At 51.5% G+C, this 16,660-nt stretch carries 14 protein-coding genes; 3 read left to right on the forward strand and 11 right to left on the reverse strand.

Going from position 1 to position 16,660, the window contains the following annotated elements:
• Positions 1-116: 116 nt before the first annotated feature.
• From C7B82_RS02605 to C7B82_RS02625, 5 genes are all read right to left on the reverse strand, one after another.
• On the reverse strand, positions 117-1,844 hold the full coding sequence (locus C7B82_RS02605; RefSeq protein ID WP_106254746.1) for an ABC transporter ATP-binding protein: 1,728 nt from the start codon (positions 1,842-1,844) through the stop codon (positions 117-119).
• Complete coding sequence (locus tag C7B82_RS02610; RefSeq protein ID WP_106254747.1) at positions 1,841-2,452, reverse strand: DedA family protein; 612 nt, start codon at positions 2,450-2,452, stop codon at positions 1,841-1,843. The genes C7B82_RS02605 and C7B82_RS02610 overlap by 4 nt, the downstream gene beginning before the upstream one ends.
• 267 nt (positions 2,453-2,719) lie before the next feature.
• The gene (locus C7B82_RS02615) at positions 2,720-3,328 is read right to left on the reverse strand and encodes a DedA family protein (protein ID WP_106254748.1); all 609 of its coding nucleotides are present in this window, start codon (positions 3,326-3,328) and stop codon (positions 2,720-2,722) included.
• A 294-nt stretch (positions 3,329-3,622) separates the two neighbouring features.
• Positions 3,623-4,618, reverse strand: a complete 996-nt coding sequence (gene ilvC / locus C7B82_RS02620) for a ketol-acid reductoisomerase (RefSeq protein ID WP_106254749.1) — start codon at positions 4,616-4,618, stop codon at positions 3,623-3,625.
• A 238-nt stretch (positions 4,619-4,856) separates the two neighbouring features.
• Complete coding sequence (locus C7B82_RS02625) at positions 4,857-6,275, reverse strand: tetratricopeptide repeat protein (RefSeq protein ID WP_146141031.1); 1,419 nt, start codon at positions 6,273-6,275, stop codon at positions 4,857-4,859.
• 420 nt (positions 6,276-6,695) lie between these two features.
• Here C7B82_RS02625 and purD point away from each other — a divergent pair, with 420 nt between their 5' ends.
• Together purD and nblS are read left to right on the forward strand one after the other, a co-directional pair.
• A complete protein-coding gene (gene purD / locus C7B82_RS02630; RefSeq protein WP_106254751.1) occupies positions 6,696-7,988 on the forward strand; it encodes a phosphoribosylamine--glycine ligase in 1,293 nt (430 codons plus the stop codon).
• A gap of 81 nt (positions 7,989-8,069) precedes the next feature.
• On the forward strand, positions 8,070-10,115 hold the full coding sequence (nblS, locus tag C7B82_RS02635) for a two-component system sensor histidine kinase NblS (RefSeq protein WP_106254752.1): 2,046 nt from the start codon (positions 8,070-8,072) through the stop codon (positions 10,113-10,115).
• 125 nt (positions 10,116-10,240) lie between these two features.
• Here the strand turns inward: nblS and ftsZ are convergent, their stop codons facing one another.
• The 3 genes from ftsZ to C7B82_RS02650 all read right to left on the reverse strand — a co-directional run bounded on the left by ftsZ (position 10,241) and on the right by C7B82_RS02650 (position 13,444).
• The gene (gene ftsZ, locus C7B82_RS02640; protein ID WP_245939696.1) at positions 10,241-11,536 is read right to left on the reverse strand and encodes a cell division protein FtsZ; all 1,296 of its coding nucleotides are present in this window, start codon (positions 11,534-11,536) and stop codon (positions 10,241-10,243) included.
• A 202-nt stretch (positions 11,537-11,738) separates the two neighbouring features.
• Positions 11,739-12,578, reverse strand: a complete 840-nt coding sequence (locus C7B82_RS02645; protein ID WP_245939697.1) for a cell division protein FtsQ/DivIB — start codon at positions 12,576-12,578, stop codon at positions 11,739-11,741.
• A 419-nt stretch (positions 12,579-12,997) separates the two neighbouring features.
• Entirely contained in the window at positions 12,998-13,444 is a 447-nt protein-coding gene (locus C7B82_RS02650) for a DUF4168 domain-containing protein (RefSeq protein ID WP_106254754.1), read from the reverse strand.
• A gap of 199 nt (positions 13,445-13,643) precedes the next feature.
• Here C7B82_RS02650 and C7B82_RS02655 point away from each other — a divergent pair, with 199 nt between their 5' ends.
• Positions 13,644-14,189, forward strand: coding sequence for a pentapeptide repeat-containing protein (locus tag C7B82_RS02655; protein WP_146141032.1), 546 nt, complete (start codon positions 13,644-13,646; stop codon positions 14,187-14,189).
• A gap of 99 nt (positions 14,190-14,288) precedes the next feature.
• Here the strand turns inward: C7B82_RS02655 and C7B82_RS02660 are convergent, their stop codons facing one another.
• The 3 genes from C7B82_RS02660 to rodA form a co-directional block, all read right to left on the reverse strand.
• Positions 14,289-14,957: an HAS-barrel domain-containing protein gene (locus C7B82_RS02660; protein WP_106254756.1), complete on the reverse strand. Its 669-nt coding sequence runs from the start codon at positions 14,955-14,957 to the stop codon at positions 14,289-14,291.
• Positions 14,958-15,040: 83 nt separating this feature from the next.
• Positions 15,041-15,238: an NAD(P)H dehydrogenase subunit NdhS gene (locus tag C7B82_RS02665; RefSeq protein WP_106254757.1), complete on the reverse strand. Its 198-nt coding sequence runs from the start codon at positions 15,236-15,238 to the stop codon at positions 15,041-15,043.
• A 126-nt stretch (positions 15,239-15,364) separates the two neighbouring features.
• Positions 15,365-16,642 (reverse strand): rod shape-determining protein RodA, encoded by a 1,278-nt coding sequence (rodA, locus tag C7B82_RS02670; protein WP_106254758.1) that lies wholly within the window; start codon positions 16,640-16,642, stop codon positions 15,365-15,367.
• Between the last annotated feature and the right edge of the window lie 18 nt (positions 16,643-16,660).

Raw genomic sequence — 16,660 nt, forward strand, 5'->3', positions numbered from 1 at the left:
TTTTGAGTTTTGAGTTTTGAGCTTTGAGTTGGAAGAGAAGAAAGTTTTGAGTTTTGAGTTTTGAGTTGGAAGAGAGGTAAGAGGCGTTTAGCCTTTCTGCACTCTGCCTTTTGCTTTTAATCCTGAAACTGCTGGGCGTAGAAGCGAGCATAGCGTCCACTTTGATCGAGCAGCTCAGCATGAGTGCCAGACTCAACAACCTGACCTTGCTCCAGCACCAGAATCCGATCGGCACGGCGAACAGTGGCCAGACGGTGAGCGATGATGAAGACGGTACGATTCTGCATCAGGCGTTCCAGCGCTTCTTGCACCAACGCTTCCGATTCAGAATCGAGTGCAGAGGTGGCTTCATCCAAAATCAAAATGCGCGGGTTCAGCAGCACAGCACGAGCGATCGCTAACCGTTGCCGTTGTCCGCCCGAAAGGTTAACGCCGCGTTCCCCCAACCAGGTTTGATAGCCCTGCGGAAACTCCACAATAAACTGGTGAGCATTAGCAATTTTGGCCGCGTTCTGCACCACATCCAGATCCAGATCGGCTTGTCCAAAGGCAATGTTTTGGGCGATCGTCCCCGAAAAGAGAATCGTTTCCTGGGGCACAATGCCAATCTGGCGGCGCAAACTGCCGAGGGTAACGTCCTTAACATCAACGCCATCAATGAAGATATGCCCGTCTTGAGGATCGTAAAAGCGAGGCAGTAGATTTGCCAGGGTGGTCTTGCCAGCACCCGAAGACCCAACAAGGGCGATCGCTTCTCCCGGTAACGCCAACAGGCTCAAATTTTTCAGCACGGGCTGATCGGGCTTATAAGCAAAACTCACGTTGCGGTATTCGACTTTGCCCGTCACCGGTGGCAGGGTGAAAACCCCAGGATGCTCAACAACCGTAGGCTGAATATCGAGTAGCTCAAAGATGCGATCGAGCGATGCCTCTCCTTGCTTAAATTCGTTGTAGTTGCTGGTAATCAGCGAGATTGGATCAATCAGCATCACCACAGCCGTCAGATAGCTCACAAACTCGCCACCTGTCAGGTTGCCCTGCGAAACCTGCCAACCACCGAGCAGCAGGACAAACAGCAGGCTGAGGGACAGTAAAAAGCCAACCACGGGTATTTGAATCGCTTTGAGCTGCTCTGCCCGAAAGCGTGCTCGACGGTTGCGCTCGGCCTCACGACCAAAGCGATCGAGCATGTAATCTTCGGCCGCAAAAGCTTGAACCAAACGCATGCCGCTAAACACTTCCACTAGTAGCGCCGACAGATCAGACACTCGACTCTGGCTACGGTAAGAAAGTTGTCGGAGCTGCTCCCCAAACCAGGTAATCAACAGCGCCATCAGTGGGGCAATCATGAGCGTTGCTAACGTCAATTGCCAGTTTAGATAGACCATGTAGCCCAAGACCACAATCAGTTGCAGCACACTTGGCACAAACTGATGAAAGACCTTATTAACAACCTCACCGATGCGATCGACATCCTCCGTCAACCGATAGGCAAGGTCCCCGCTTTGAGCCGTTTCAAAATAGCTAAGGCTGAGCCGTTGCAGATGGGCATAAACTTGTTTCCGCAAATCAAGGGTGATCGCTAGTGCGGCTTTCGCCATCAGCGAATCTTGACCATACTGGGCAAGTTTTTGTGCCAGGAAGACGATCGTGCTAGCTCCAGCCAATTGCGCGATCGCAAGCACGTTGCCCTGCCCAATCAATGCCGCCATTTTGCCTGCAATCCATGCCAACACGGGCCAGATCGCTGTGAACACGAGCGTACAGAACAGTGCTTGAACGAGCGTACGACCATGCGGTCGGATGTAATCAAGAAGCTGCCAGTAGCGATCGCGTGCTTTCAATGTTTGTTTAATTTGTTTTCTTGATAGAGGTGCAAAATCGATGGGGCGATCGAGACGACGACAATAACCCCAATGATTGGCAGCAGATACTTATCGACATCGGGAATATTTTTCCCTAGGAAGTAACCTAATAGCGTGATGCCAAACGTCCATGCAAAACCGCCAATCAGGTTGTATGCGATAAAGGTGCGATAGTGCATTGCTCCAATCCCAGCAACGATCGGCGCAAAGGTGCGAACAATCGGCATAAACCGCGCCAGCACAATTGTTTTTTTACCATGCTTGTCATAAAACGTCTGGGCTGTAATCAGATGTTTTTTGTGGAAGAGCCAGGAGTCCTCCTTGCGGAATAGGCGACGACCAAATTTATGACCCATGACATAGCCAACATTATCCCCTACAACGGCACAGATAAAAGCGCCTAGCACGAGAAGCTGGATGCTCAGAAAGTTCTGGGAGGCCAAGATCCCCGCTGTAAACAGCAAGCTGTCGCCTGGCAAAAAGAACCCAAAGAACAGCCCAGATTCCGCGAACACGATCGCCCAGATGGCTAGATGACCGCCCCAAAAGCCCAACGAGGTCAGGAGCTGTTTCAAATGGTCATCCATAATCGTTCGATTTCCTCATTCAATAATTTTAGAACTGCTGTCTCTACCGTAACTCGCCTCTTTGAGGTGATTCCTTCGTGCAGTTGTCTTGATTGCAACGTCCAGGGTCGATCAGGCTAAAAGCTGACCCAAAACATTGATCCAAGAGACAAGAGCATTACACATCTTACCCAGAGTGTTTCTCGCCTGCATTTCCTGCACTCCACCCCTCGCACCCTGTGTTTAAACCACTCAATGCTGCGCTCAACTGAGGAAGGCATGACCACCTCATCGGATTACCCGCCGGCCTTTTCGCCGCACAGCCCAAACCACAAGCGCGACAAGCAACCCCAGCAAAACAAGTTTGGAAACAGGAGCAAGGTAAGTCTCGACCAGGCTGTAGTTGTTGCCTAAAAAATACCCCAGTGCTGTGAGCAAGACAACCCAAAGCGCTGTTCCTACTGTTGAATACAGCAGAAACAGTGCGATCGGCATGTCGTTGATTCCTGCCGGCAAGGAAATCAGCGTCCTTATGCCTGGAATCAACCGACAAAACAACACAGTCTTCGCACCATGCCGACTAAACCAGCTGTTTGCTTTGTCAATATCTTTACCAGAAAGCGTTAGCCATCGGCCATATCGATCGACCAGGCGGCGCAACCGTCGTTCGCCCATAAGCTTTCCAGCGTAATACCAGGGCAAGGCGCCTAACATAGTGCCGATCACGCCAGCAAGCACCGCTGGCACAAAGCTCATTTTGCCTTGAGCGATCGTAAACCCGGCCAATGGCATAATGAGTTCCGAAGGAATTGGTGGAAACAGGTTCTCCAGAAACATCAGTAGCCCAATCCCTAAGTAGCCCAGGGATGTCATCGTATTGGTGATCCACTCAGTCATGACAAAGGTTCTCTAGATGAGCGACTAAAAGCATGCACCCACTTAGGCTGATGCAGGCCTCAAACGATGATTAGAAGTGTGTATAAAAAATACGCGTAGGCAGAGTCTTAGACTGCAAAGCACATAAAATTGTTCTCAAGCGGCCTCAGACAAACTTTTTGCTCAACTTTAACAGCTTTCCGTTTGCAGGGCAGAAGCTAAGCTCATTCTTCATTGCAAATTTGTAATCTTCAGGACAAAGCAACCTGCTGCAAGTGGTTTCAGCAGGCCGCCTTGCACTCAATGACTACAGAGCTATGCCTTCTTCAGCCAGCTAAACATTGCTCGTAAATCCTTACCGACTGCTTCGATCGGATGCTCAGCTTCCCGACGACGCATAGCGGTAAAACCAGGTTTGCCAGACTGATTCTCCAGAACAAACTCACGGGCAAACTGCCCCGTCTGGATTTCGTACAGGATCTTCCGCATTTCAGCGCGAGTCTGGTCATTGACGATCCGAGGACCACGTGTAAAGTCGCCATACTCAGCCGTATTCGAGATGCTGTCGCGCATTTTGGCGAGACCACCTTCCACAATCAAGTCCACGATCAGCTTGACTTCATGCAAGCATTCAAAGTAGGCCACTTCCGGCTGATAGCCAGCTTCAACAAGCGTTTCAAAACCTGACTTGATTAGAGCCGTCAAGCCACCGCAGAGAACCACCTGTTCGCCAAAGAGGTCAGTCTCAGTTTCTTCACGGAAGGTCGTTTCAAGAATGCCCGCACGGGTGCCACCAATCCCTTTGGCGTATGCCATTGCTCGATCGCGCGCCTGCCCTGACGCATCTTGAAACACCGCAAACAGAGCCGGTACACCTTCGCCCTGTTCATAGGTGCGCCGCACCAGATGCCCTGGCCCTTTAGGAGCAATCATTACGACATCAATATTGCTGGGAGGCACAACCTGCGCAAAATGAATGTTGAAACCGTGAGCAAATGCCAGCACCTTACCCTCGGTCAAATGCGGCTCAATCTCGCTCTTGTAAACCGTCTTTTGCACTTCATCGGGCAGCAAAACCATGATGAAGTCGGCTCGCTTTGCTGCTTCTTCGACCGCATAAACCGTTAACCCAGACTCCTTTGCCTTAATCGCCGACTTACTGCCTGGGTATAGTCCCACAATCACGTTCATCCCGCTGTCTTTCAAGTTCAGCGCATGGGCATGACCTTGAGAACCGTAACCGATAATTGCGATCGTCTTTCCAGCCAGCAAATCTAAATTGGCATCCGCGTCGTAATACATCCGCGCCATAGTGGGAGTCTCCTTGCAAGGGTCGAGTTCTGTGCGAACTCAAAATTTTATCAGATCCCAGGGGACAGAGGGGGAAAGGCTAAAGGATGAAGGCTAAAGGATGAGGGGTTGAAGTTTTGAGTTTTGAATTCTAAGTTGATTAAGCGGTCAGTGGTCAGCCTGCTTCTAAAAACCAACAACTAACAACCAATAACCAACAACTCCTTTAGCCTTTAGCCTTCATCCCTCAGCCTTTCCCCTACTTGCCGATTTTTTGAATCTGAGCCGTGAAGTAGTCTTGGCGGTACTTAAGCTGTTTTGCCAGACCGAGCCCTTGCTGAAAGGCGACTAAGGCTCGCTGGTTCTGCTTGCGAGCGAGCTGAATCTGACCGATCTGGTCGTAGGCGTTCATCATCCCATACAGGTTATAGGACTGTTGTTCGAGGCTGACCAGGTAGTCAAAGACTTTTAGAGCGGCATCAAGGCGATCGTTCGAACGGTAGAGTGCTCCCAGCTTTTGTAGTGCTTCGCTGGCGTAAGCAAACTGGAGAGTGGGTTGAGCCAATTGATAGGCTGACTGATAGTTTTGTTCGGCCTGGTCGGGTCGTGCAAGCAGCTGATAATTATCGGCAATCTTAATCTTTAGCGGTGGAATAGACCTGGAATCGGGCAATTGTTCATACAGCGCCACAAGTTTCTGCTGGTAGGCAATTGCCTGCTCTGGCTGTTTTGCCTGTTCGTGAACGTATGACAGTTGGGTGAGATAGATAATTTCGTTGGGGCGATCGCTGCGTACCTTTGCTCTCTTCGCTAGTTCCTGATACGTCGCAGCGGCGTTAGGGTAATCGAACCAACCCAGCTGCAGTTTGCCTAGCGTAATCAGCGTTTCGTCAACTTTTTTTTCGTCGCGGCGCTGCTTGGCATCCGTCAGAATTTGCTGATAGATGCTTACGGCCGTTTGCGGCAATCTCACCTGTTGATACGCAAGACCTAACGCTTCTAACACTGCTATGCGGCTAGCACGATCGCCACTACTGAGAGCACTGGCGCTACCGACAGGGATCGCGTTGGAGGTGGTTGGGGCTATATCGGTGGATAGCTGATTCTGCGCCAGAATGGCATCCAGCCGCTTGCTAATCCAACGCACATCGGGGGTCAGGTTCTCTTTCCAGGCAGTTTCTCCGACGCGTCCTAACGCGGTGACTTCTTCCAGCACGCCCAGCGATCGCCGTAGACGGAGTTCCCGATACCAGATAGCAAAGGCACCCACGCGATCGCGTTGCTTCAGCTTTTCGGCTGCCTGACTATTCAAACCATCCAGCGCCACCGCCAACTGCTTGCGCTCGATCGCTGAAAGCGGACGTTGACTGGCATTAGTCGGCAACAGTGGGTCAGGTGCGGTGCTTTCTAGCGGATTGGGCGGAAACTCGTCAGAGTTGCGCGGCGGAGAGGGCTTCACCTCCGGCTTCGGCTCTGGTTGCGCTCCAGGCAACGAGCCAGGTGTCATTTGGGCGGTGGTACGGGACGCTAGCCCCAGGCTCAACAGCAGCCCCAGGCTCACAAGGCGGTACGGTGAGACGCTCCAGTGCCGCAAAAACCGTTCTTTACGTCTTTGCGCCTGCCGTGATCCGAGTTTCTGTGTTCTCTGTGCGCTTCTGCATTCCCCAGGCGTTGGCATGACCACTCCTCTAGAAAACTACTGCATTACAAATGACCGAAATCGCCGCAATCGCTCGTCGTGGCAAGACGCACCGCGAAGCCCTACCATCATTTCAACACGACGATCGCCGTTAAATATGTGCCGACGTCTCCGTTATAAAGCGCTTGCAGCGTTTGTGTCCACTTGATAACAATTCCGTAAGCGAAGATGACATAATGAGTTGCATTTAGCTGTGCGTTGTAAGGTGGACATTAGACTAAAGACTTTGAACCCCGAAAAGGCTATGGGGAGGCGCGCGTTTGGGGATCAGGCAGAGCAGCTTTAGTCCGTCACTGAAGTTACGAGCCAGAGGCTCAGTTCGACGCCTACTCTGCATCTAAAGTCTCTTTGTGTCCAATGTCTGTCTGCAGGCTCGGCTGTTCTACGGATGAGAAAAACGTGAAAGTTCTGGTAGTTGGCAATGGTGGTCGCGAACACGCGTTGGCGTGGAAGCTACTGCAATCTCCTAAGGTGCAGCAGGTGACGTGTATTCCTGGTAATGGGGGAACAGCTTCACTAGAACACTGTCAGAACTTGCCACTCAATGTTGAAGATTTTGAAGGGATTGGACGCTTTGCTCTGGTCAATGGCATGGGTCTAGTTGTCATTGGCCCTGAGGCTCCGTTAGCAGCAGGCATGACGGACTACTTGCGGCATCAGCATTTGACTGTGTTTGGTCCCACACGGTTGGGCGCGCAGATTGAAGCGAGCAAGGCATGGGCCAAAGCCTTGATGCAAGAAGCCAAGATTCCCACTGCACACGCGGCCGTGTTTACGGAGAAAGAGGCTGCACAAGCTTACGTGCAAGCGCAAGGTGCCCCGATCGTGGTGAAGGCGGACGGACTCGCAGCCGGCAAAGGCGTTACAGTCGCTACCACAGTAGCAGAGGCACAAGCGGCGATCGCGGCCAGTTTTGACGGGCAATTTGGCAAAGCTGGAGAGCGTGTAGTCATCGAAGAATATTTAACTGGGCAGGAGATCTCAGTGCTGGCGCTAACGGACGGCATCACCATTCGCCCGCTGCTGCCGGCCCAAGATCATAAGCGTATTGGCAATGGAGACACAGGCCCCAATACAGGCGGAATGGGAGCTTATGCACCAGCGCCGATCGCAACGCCTGCTTTGATGAGACGGATTCAGACAGAAATTCTGGAACCTGCGATCGCCGCTCTTCAAGCGCGTAAAATCGACTACTGCGGCGTGCTCTACGCTGGCTTGATCATTACGCCAGAGGGTGATCCAAAGGTGATTGAGTTTAATTGTCGCTTTGGTGATCCTGAGACCCAGGTAATTTTGCCCCTGCTAGACACCCCACTGGACGAACTGCTCCTCGCCTGTGCCCAGAAACGTCTGGCGGAGTTCCCGCCTTTGACCTGGAAACCTGGCGTTGCCGCTTGCGTCGTGATGGCTTCTGAAGGCTATCCTGACGCTTTCCGCAAGGGTGATCGCCTGACTGGCATTGAGGACGCAGAAACCCAGGGCGCAATGGTCTTTCATGCTGGCACCCAAACCAAGCAGAAAGCCCTTGTTTCTGATGGGGGGCGCGTGTTGGGCGTAACAACCGTCGGTGAAACGTTTGATGCCGCGCTCGATCAGGCGTATGCCGCCGTTAATAGCATCCATTTTGAGGGTGCTTATTACCGACAAGATATCGGCGATCGCGTCAGAACTGCTAAGTCCGCCTCCAGTTAACTTATAGTTAAGTTAGTGGTCGGTTGTTGTTAGACAAAACAGCGCACCAACCACTAACCACCAACCACTATCTCCACGCCCTTGCTTGCTTTCCTGAGCCAAATTCGAGCAACTATTGCCAGTTGGTGGTCGGAGTTTACCCTCCAGACTAAGCTGATGGCAGCGGCAACGCTTGTGGTTTCTTTGATTATGAGTGGGCTGACCTTCTGGGCCGTGAACACGATTCAGGAAGACGCTCGCCTCAACGACACCCGTTTCGGTCGTGATCTGGGCTTGCTGTTGGCAGCCAACGTCGCGCCGCTGGTCGATGAAAATCGCACTGAACTGGCACGTTTCTCCCATCGCTTTTACAGCAGCACTTCTAGCATCCGCTACATGCTCTATGCCGATGCTGAGGGCAATATTTTTTTCGGGATTCCGTTTTCCGAGTCGGAAGTGCAGAACTCGCTCACCATTCGTCGGAAAATTCACTTACCCGACAATTACGCCGAGCATACAGACGCACCAATGGTGCGACAGCACATGACACCCGATGGTGAAGTCACCGATGTGTTTGTCCCGCTCGTTGATGAGGGAGGGTACAAAGGCGTGCTGGCGATCGGCACCAACCCAAATCCGACAGTAGTGACCTCCTCTCATTTGACGCGTGATGTGACGATCGCGGTCTTTGTTTCGATCTGGGTCATGGTGATTTTGGGAGCAGTCTTTAATGCGCTGACGATTACCAAACCCATCAAAGAATTGTTATTTGGTGTTAAAAACATCTCCTCTGGCAACTTCAAGCAACGGGTCGATCTGCCCCTTGGAGGGGAACTAGGCGAACTGATTGCCAGTTTTAACGAGATGGCAGAAAAGCTGGAGCGCTACGAAGAGCAAAATATCGAAGAACTGACTGCCGAAAAAGCGAAGCTCGAAACGCTGGTGTCTACGATCGCCGATGGCGCGGTGCTGCTAGACATTGACATGCAGGTGGTGCTAGTCAATCCAACCGCTCGCCGCCTCTTTGGCTGGGAAGGCAAACCAGTGGAAGGAGTCAATTTACTGCGCTTGCTACCCTCACCCGTCCAGGCAGAAATTACCCGCCCGTTATACCAAATTGCGAAAGGTGAACTGCGCGAGGGTGCCGAGTTTCGCATTGCGCTGAAGGAACCACTCGATCGCACCGTGCGCATTCTGCTGACGACTGTGCTGGATTTGTCGCGGGAGAACGTGAAAGGCATTGCGATGACAGTACAGGATATCACCCGCGAAGCCGAACTCAACGAAGCGAAGAGCCAATTTATTAGCAACGTCTCTCACGAACTCAGAACGCCACTGTTCAACATCAAGTCCTTTATTGAAACGCTGCATGAGTATGGCGAAGATTTGAGCGTTGCCGAACAGCGGGAGTTTTTGGACACTGCCAATCGGGAGACCGATCGCCTTACGCGACTCGTCAACGATGTGCTGGATTTGTCTCGCTTAGAATCCTTCAAGCTCTACAACTTTGAGCCGGTTGATCTGGCGCAACCCGTTGAGCAAACCTTGCGAACTTATCGCTTAAATGCTCGCGATAAAGGTATTGAGCTCGTTCAGGACATTGAACCATCCTTGCCGTCTGTTGTCGGGCACTACGACTTGTTGCTGCAAGTGTTTACCAATCTGGTTGGTAATGCACTGAAATTTACCGAAACGGGAGGGAAAGTGGCGATTCGGGCGTACTTGCTGGGCAGCGATCGCCCCATGCATGAACAGCATGAGAAACAGCCGTTTCTTTGTCCGCCTGCTGAGAGTGTGAACACTACTGACGCTCAGAATCTTGACTTCCAAATGGTTCGGATTGAAGTCTCAGATACAGGCATTGGCATTGATATGGATGATCAAAGCGCCATCTTCGATCGCTTTTTCCGCGTCGAAAATCGGGTGCATACACTTGAAGGCACTGGCTTAGGCTTGTCTATTGTGCGGAATATTATTGAGAAGCACCATAGCCACGTCCGTTTAGTCAGTGAAGTGGGCATTGGTACGACGTTCTGGTTTGATCTCAAAGTGTTTCAGGAAAATACGTTGGCCGAATCTGACGAAACAGACCACTCCCAGCCCTCAGAGACATTGATTGGGGCCCAAACGAGTTCGGTCGTTACCTAGCCGTCAGTTTCAATTAACCGCTAAGGTTTTGAGGAGGTTTCTTTGAGGGGCTGAGATCACACCAGTTGAGGGGCCTTGCAGTGCAAGGTCCCTCGTGGTAACTGGTACTTTCTTTCTGCGCCGTACTAACGGGGGGGGCGGCGGCGCTGCAGAAATTCAGGAATGTCGAGCCCACCAGGTGGCTTGTTTTTGGGCTCTGCAACAGGCGGCTGACTGCCTACCGGTGGTGCAACGGGGCGTCTAGTGCCTGTTGTCTTGGATAAGTTCTGTGGCCGGACGTCGTGGGTAAACCCAGTAGCGATGACGGTAATCCGGAGCTCTCCCTGCATCCGCTCGTCAATCACCGCGCCGAAGATAATGTTCGCTTCTGGATCGACAACTTCATAGATGATTTCAGCAGCTGCGTTGACTTCATGCAGCGTCAGGTCTGTGCCACCTGTAATGTTAAAGACAACGCCACGAGCACCCTCGATCGAGGATTCGAGTAGCGGTGAGGAAATTGATGCAACGGCTGCTTCCCTCGCTCTCGACTTGCCCGAGCCAATGCCAATGCCCATCAGTGCTGAACCAGCATCTGCCATTACAGCCCGCACATCAGCAAAGTCAACGTTCACCAAGCCTGGAATGGTAATGATGTCTGAAATGCCCTGTACACCTTGCCGCAGAATGTCATCCGCAACGCGAAAGGCTTCCTGAACTGGCGTCTGTTCTGAAATGACCGATAACAACTTGTCGTTAGGGATCACGATGAGGGTATCAACCCGACTTTGCAATGCTGCAATCCCTTCTTCTGCCTGACCGGTGCGGCGACGCCCTTCAAAGGTAAAGGGTCTGGTGACAACACCAACGGTCAGTGCACCCATTTCCTTGGCGACCTCTGCCACGATCGGCGCAGCGCCTGTACCTGTACCGCCTCCCATACCAGCAGTAATAAAGACAAGATCGGCATTTTCCAACGCTTTCGCGATTTCGTCGCGTGACTCTTCGGCTGCCTTTTGACCGATCGCCGGATTACCCCCTGCGCCCAACCCACGCGTTAGCTTTTGACCCATCTGCAGACGGTTGATCGCAGTGGCATAGGTCAGTGCCTGTGCGTCTGTATTAATGGACCAAAATTCAACACCTGCCACATCGCTGGCAATCATACGGTTGACCGCGTTGCCACCGCCGCCGCCAACTCCAATGACTTTAATCTTGGCTACGCTACTGGGCACAATATCACCACTCCTTGATTCTTCCCCTGGCAGACCCTTAACGTTTGCCGGTTGACTTAAGTGTAGTCCGGAGTTGCCAAAGGGATTTGACGCCTCCGCTGGCACTGAAAAGTTATTCTGTCCTTCGGGGTGGGAGCCGTTGTGGGCTTCCTTTAAATTATCATTGAGTGCCATTTGAGTTGCAGCCGAATTACTATTAAGAGTCATTGGAATTGCAGCGATTATAAACTACGTTTTAGTACTCAGACAGTGTGGTCAACTATAAGGGAAGCGATTCAAAAAACCAACTGATTCAAAAAAACAGCTATAGGGAGATGAGGACGACCTTGCAACAGGCTGAAAAGCTCATTCTTTTGACGGAATCTGATCAGCCTCATGACTGGCTATCCATAATCTCATACTTATAAAACTAAGGATTACCAGATTTTACAAGGTTTTGGGGTTTTGGCATCTGCACAGTTGGAGCCTCCGGATTACGGAGATCAATGTACGTTATTTGACTGACGCTTGGGTGCTTTGATAGCCTTCGCATGCGATCGATTACTTTGAGCTGCGACGGAAACTGAGCGTTATACGGCCCTGTATACACCAAACCCAATTCTGTCTTAAGGATCAGATTAGCGGGATCACGCCAATCCAGCTCAGAAACGTTGATCGGTGGGCCTTGCATCAGCTCTCGATAGAGCTTGGGCCAAGAGGAACGGTAGCTCTCTGGGTTACCGATGACTTTAAGCGTTGGCAATTTGAGCGATTGATCCAGTGAGACATAGCTTTCTAAAGGGATGATCATCCCTTTTTCATCGAGCAAGCCACTTTTAGCGGCCGTCGCTGGTTTTGCGGTTCCTCCTGGTGCTGGGCGATCGTCTGATGTCACCGCGATCGCCACAGGAAGCCGCTCTTTCACCTGTACAATGAGCCCTGGTGGAAAGAGTTGGCGGCTCACAATCACTGCTTCGATGGGCGCGCGTGCCTGGAGCTCGCGTGCAATCAGTTGGGGCTCTACTCGAAAAAGTGATTGTGGATACGGAATGGGTAGGAGCGATCTCAGTGTACGCACTGGAATAAAGTGATTTCCCTCGATCCGCACCTGCTCTGGACGACGAATCACCCATGTCGGCAGCGTTGCCGCCCAAACAACCCCAGCAGTCAGCCCACAAACCGCTACCACTCTCCAGCTTGCCTGCAAGAACTTCACACGCCTGCGTTGGCGCAATTTTTGTCGCCGCTGTGCTAACTCTGTTTGAGACACTGACGCAATGCTGCTAATCATCCACTTTTTTAAGACTCATATCATGAGTAAACGAATCAATCTCTCAAGATACCTGATTTTGACAAATAATCTCGGCAATGTTTGAGGTTTAGCAAAATTTACTCATCGCGCTCGATCGGGCATCGAACAAACGTCTAGAAAGGACTATCCAAATGCCGTTCTAAGCTCAATACAGCACTCATGGAAACAGTTAATGTGTTTCTCGAACCGCTCGCCTACTTCCCCCATTTAACCACTCATCACCTTTTCTGCAAGGTTGTTTTGAGACGTTGCCTGTAGGTGTAGGAGTCGGAAGTCGGACAGGGGGAAAAGCTTAAAGGCAGGCAAGCCTCTTTAACGCAGCGGCGCAAAGCGCTACTCAAGCCTCAAACCTCAACAGCCAGCCCCTCAGCCCCTACTTAGCTCGTCGCTTCCTGAAGTTGTACAGCGATGCGTTCACCAAATTCTGGATCGGTATTCGCCAAGCCCAAGAGTTGCAAATACTCTTGACGCGTCAAACCAGCTTTTTCAATAATCGCTAGTGCTTCAGATTCGATTTCCTGCTCAACGCGCAGCGATTCTGACTCGGTTTCTGACCCCTGAAGTTCTCCCTCACGGCGCTCAATCAGTGCAACGACCTGCAAACACGCATGAACAAATTCGCTGACCTTTTCTGAAGGAATGCTGCTGGGATCAACCACCGATCGACTGGGTGCTACCAGCTCTTGGGATGCAGCAGGAGGATCGCCAACAGGCGGTACTGTTGCTGCCAGAGCCGCAGGTTGATGGATGGTAGAGAAACAGAAAATGAAGGTGCCTAGAAAAACCAGAACGACATGCCAAACACGAGGGAGGAAGAGGTTCATAGCGAAGTCAGGAAAGGCATGAGTAACACGACCGATGGCTTTAACCTAGCGCGTTTGGGGCATTTGATCCATCACGATCACACCCTTTTTTAGGGATATCGTGTCATCGTACCTGCTGACTCACTCATCAACAGCGGCCAATCGCTTGCTGTTGGGGCACCACTCGCTACAGTATGGAGACAATGAGTGAGTTAACGTTGTGAAGCTGAAATGGATGGGGCTGTTGGTTGCACTCAGTCTATGCAGTGTGCTCTTGCTTTACCGCCGAGAGTCATTGGTTATCTGGCTGCTCGTGACCAAGCAATGTCCGGGCTGTGACCTCAAGGGCAAAAACTTGCTTGGGGCCGAGCTACAAGGCGCAAATCTCCAAGGGGCAAACTTGAGTGACGCCAATCTGAGTGAGGCGAACCTGCAAGGGAGCAACCTGGCGTCAGCGAGCTTAGAGCGGGCAGATTTGAGCTTGAGTAACTTGAGCCATGCCAGTTTAGTAGACGCTAATGTGAGAACCGCCAACCTGAGTGGCGCGAACCTGATCAGCGCGGATTTCCAGGATGCAGAGCTGAGACAGTCAAATTTACTGTTTGCTGACCTTCAGGGAGCCAATCTTGGCAATGTTGATTTGAGGCAGGTGGATCTCCACGGAGCCAACCTTTTGCAGACGGAACTCGTTGGAACGGTGCTACCAACGCCGAAGGTTCAGACCGATAACCCTCACCAGACCTTAGACTTCAAGGTAAAGCGTTAAGAAACCTGGTTTCTGCCAGTGAAGCCAACAAAACCTCAATGCTTCGGGATAGAAACCCGGTTTCTGCTCAGCTCAAACTGCTTCAGACGTTCCATCCAACTAAAGGTGAATTTGGCTCAAGATCATCCGTAGACGATCGTAGTCGTCTTTGAGCAGCAAGCTGAGCGATCGCCCTGCTTGCACTAACCAGGCGCGATCGGCTTGCCGCAGTTGGTAAATCTCGCGAATGGTCGCGGCAGCTAGCGCATCGACAGGGGCACCAGGCATTTGCAGTAGAGTGCGCAGGAAGTCTAAGGTCTCGCTAAAGTGAAGAATTTCAGCCACTTCGCAAACATAGACCGCTTGATGAATTTGCGGTGGGCGTGGCGGCAAATGCTGATAAACGGTGGCATTCTCCGTAGAACGAGCATTCCCCATACTCAAGGGAGGACAATAACCGACGATCGCCGCCCGAAACTCCGTCTTCAGCATGGCAAAGATTTGGGGCTGCTGCTCACGCAAGTCTTGTAGCGAGAGCCCTAACGCCCGCGCCCGATGAACGGAGTCGATCGGGCTAGTGGTGGCATGATAAACCACGGCATAAATCTGATTGCCAGATTCTTCATCGACTGATTTAACCCAACTGCCAAACGGCGGCATTACCGGAAAACTTAAGTTTTCCGGCTCTAAGCACTGTGCCAGAAACTCAGTCGTTGCCGTCTCAATGACCTCAGCAATGTGATTGGGAGGACGATTCTGAGCCGCAAATTGAGGGAGAGGAAGACGCATAGAGAGTGCTGAGTGTTGAGTGCTAAGTGTTGAGTTGTCTTTAATTCATAACTCAAAACTCCCAACTCAAACCTTTCATCGCCTCACTTGCCTTTTTTCTTGCCAGCCGTAACATCAACTTCTTCTAGTTCTGCTAAGCGAAAGGTGACCAGTTTATCCCAGTTGCCGCCTTCAAACAGGACAGCAGCTTTACCGTCAGAGACTCGCTGGACTAAGCCCTGAAAAGCATAGTATGTATCTTCTGCATTGACGACCTTAACGGCTGAACCTGGCAAAATCATAGTTTTTCACGATGTGACAGTTATTAATAGATTAAAGGATAGAGACCAAAAGAAAGGCTTAAGGATGAGAGCTAACCACTAGAAATTTCCTATTGATCCTTCACTTCAGACTCTATACTTCCTGCTTCAATCTCTAAAATTCAGGCGCTGACGGAAGTTTGCAACGGATTGTACTAACCCGATCGCAACAAAGTTGGTAATTAAGGCAGAGCGACCGTAACTAATCCAGGGTAGCGGAATGCCCGTTACAGGTGCCAGGCCGATCGTCATACCGACGTTGACAACGACCTGAAAGACCAGCATCGACAGCACGCCGATTGCCAGCAGTGAGCCAAAATTATCACGAGCATTCTGCGCAATGATAATGATGCGCAGACAAATCACCCAAAAGACGAGCAAGACAACAAAGCAACCCACAAAACCCAGTTCTTCGCCAATGGCTGAAAAGATGAAGTCTGTATGCTGCTCTGGAATAAAGTTGAGCTGCGTTTGGGTGCCTTGTGTGAGTCCGCGTCCCCACAGTTCTCCAGCGCCGATCGCAATACGTGATTGGATCAGGTGATAGCCACCCCCTAACGGATCTTTATCTGGGTCGAGAAACAAGATCAGTCGATCCTTCTGATAGTCTTTCAGAAAGCCCCAGGCAATGTGCCCAAGTTCACCTGCAACCAGGTTTAGGACTAGCGCTCCGGCAGCCCCAAACCGATGCCAAGGTAGCGTTCGCCAACCGATAAAACCTGTCAGCGCAATCCAAAGAGCGAGCAAGCCAATAAACCAGGGTGAAAGCCCGATCAAGTTAAAGAAGATGGCCGAAATCAGCGGTGAGACTAGAAGCAACAGCCACCCTGGTTTGGCATCGCCCCAGTAGAGTGCTCCCAGAGTAATCGCACCGAACACCAGCGACGTACCCAGGTCGGGTTGCACAAAGACGAGCGCCCATGGGACAGCCGTAATTGCCAGTGCTCGCACTAAAACCGGCAGTGTGGAAGCAGGGCGATCGCTCAGAATGGCTGCCAAGGTCACAATGATCCCTAGCTTGGCGAACTCGGATGGCTGTATGTTGAAGCCCCCAATCGTAATCCAGCGCTGTGCCCCCAGCGCAGATGTTCCCAGGAAGATGACCGCCAGCAGCGAAAGATTGGTCAACCCATAGATCAGCCAGCGAGACTGCATCAGGTTGTCGTACCGTGATCGGGCGATCGCCAGCGAGATGACAAACCCGATCGCGCCAATAATCCAGTGCTGATACCAATCTGTCCAACCTTGATTGAGTTCCGTGCTGCGAATAATCAAGCCCCCAAAGGCGGTGAGCCCCACAGTCAGAACAAACAGCAACCAGTCAGTATGCTGCCAGGGCTGCACCAACGATTTCCAGCGAATGCGACGAGGGAATTTTTGCAACATGTTTGGGGAGAATGGAGA

Origin of the sequence: Stenomitos frigidus ULC18, from assembly GCF_003003795.1 — a bacterium.
Lineage (GTDB): Bacteria > Cyanobacteriota > Cyanobacteriia > Leptolyngbyales > Leptolyngbyaceae > Stenomitos > Stenomitos frigidus_A.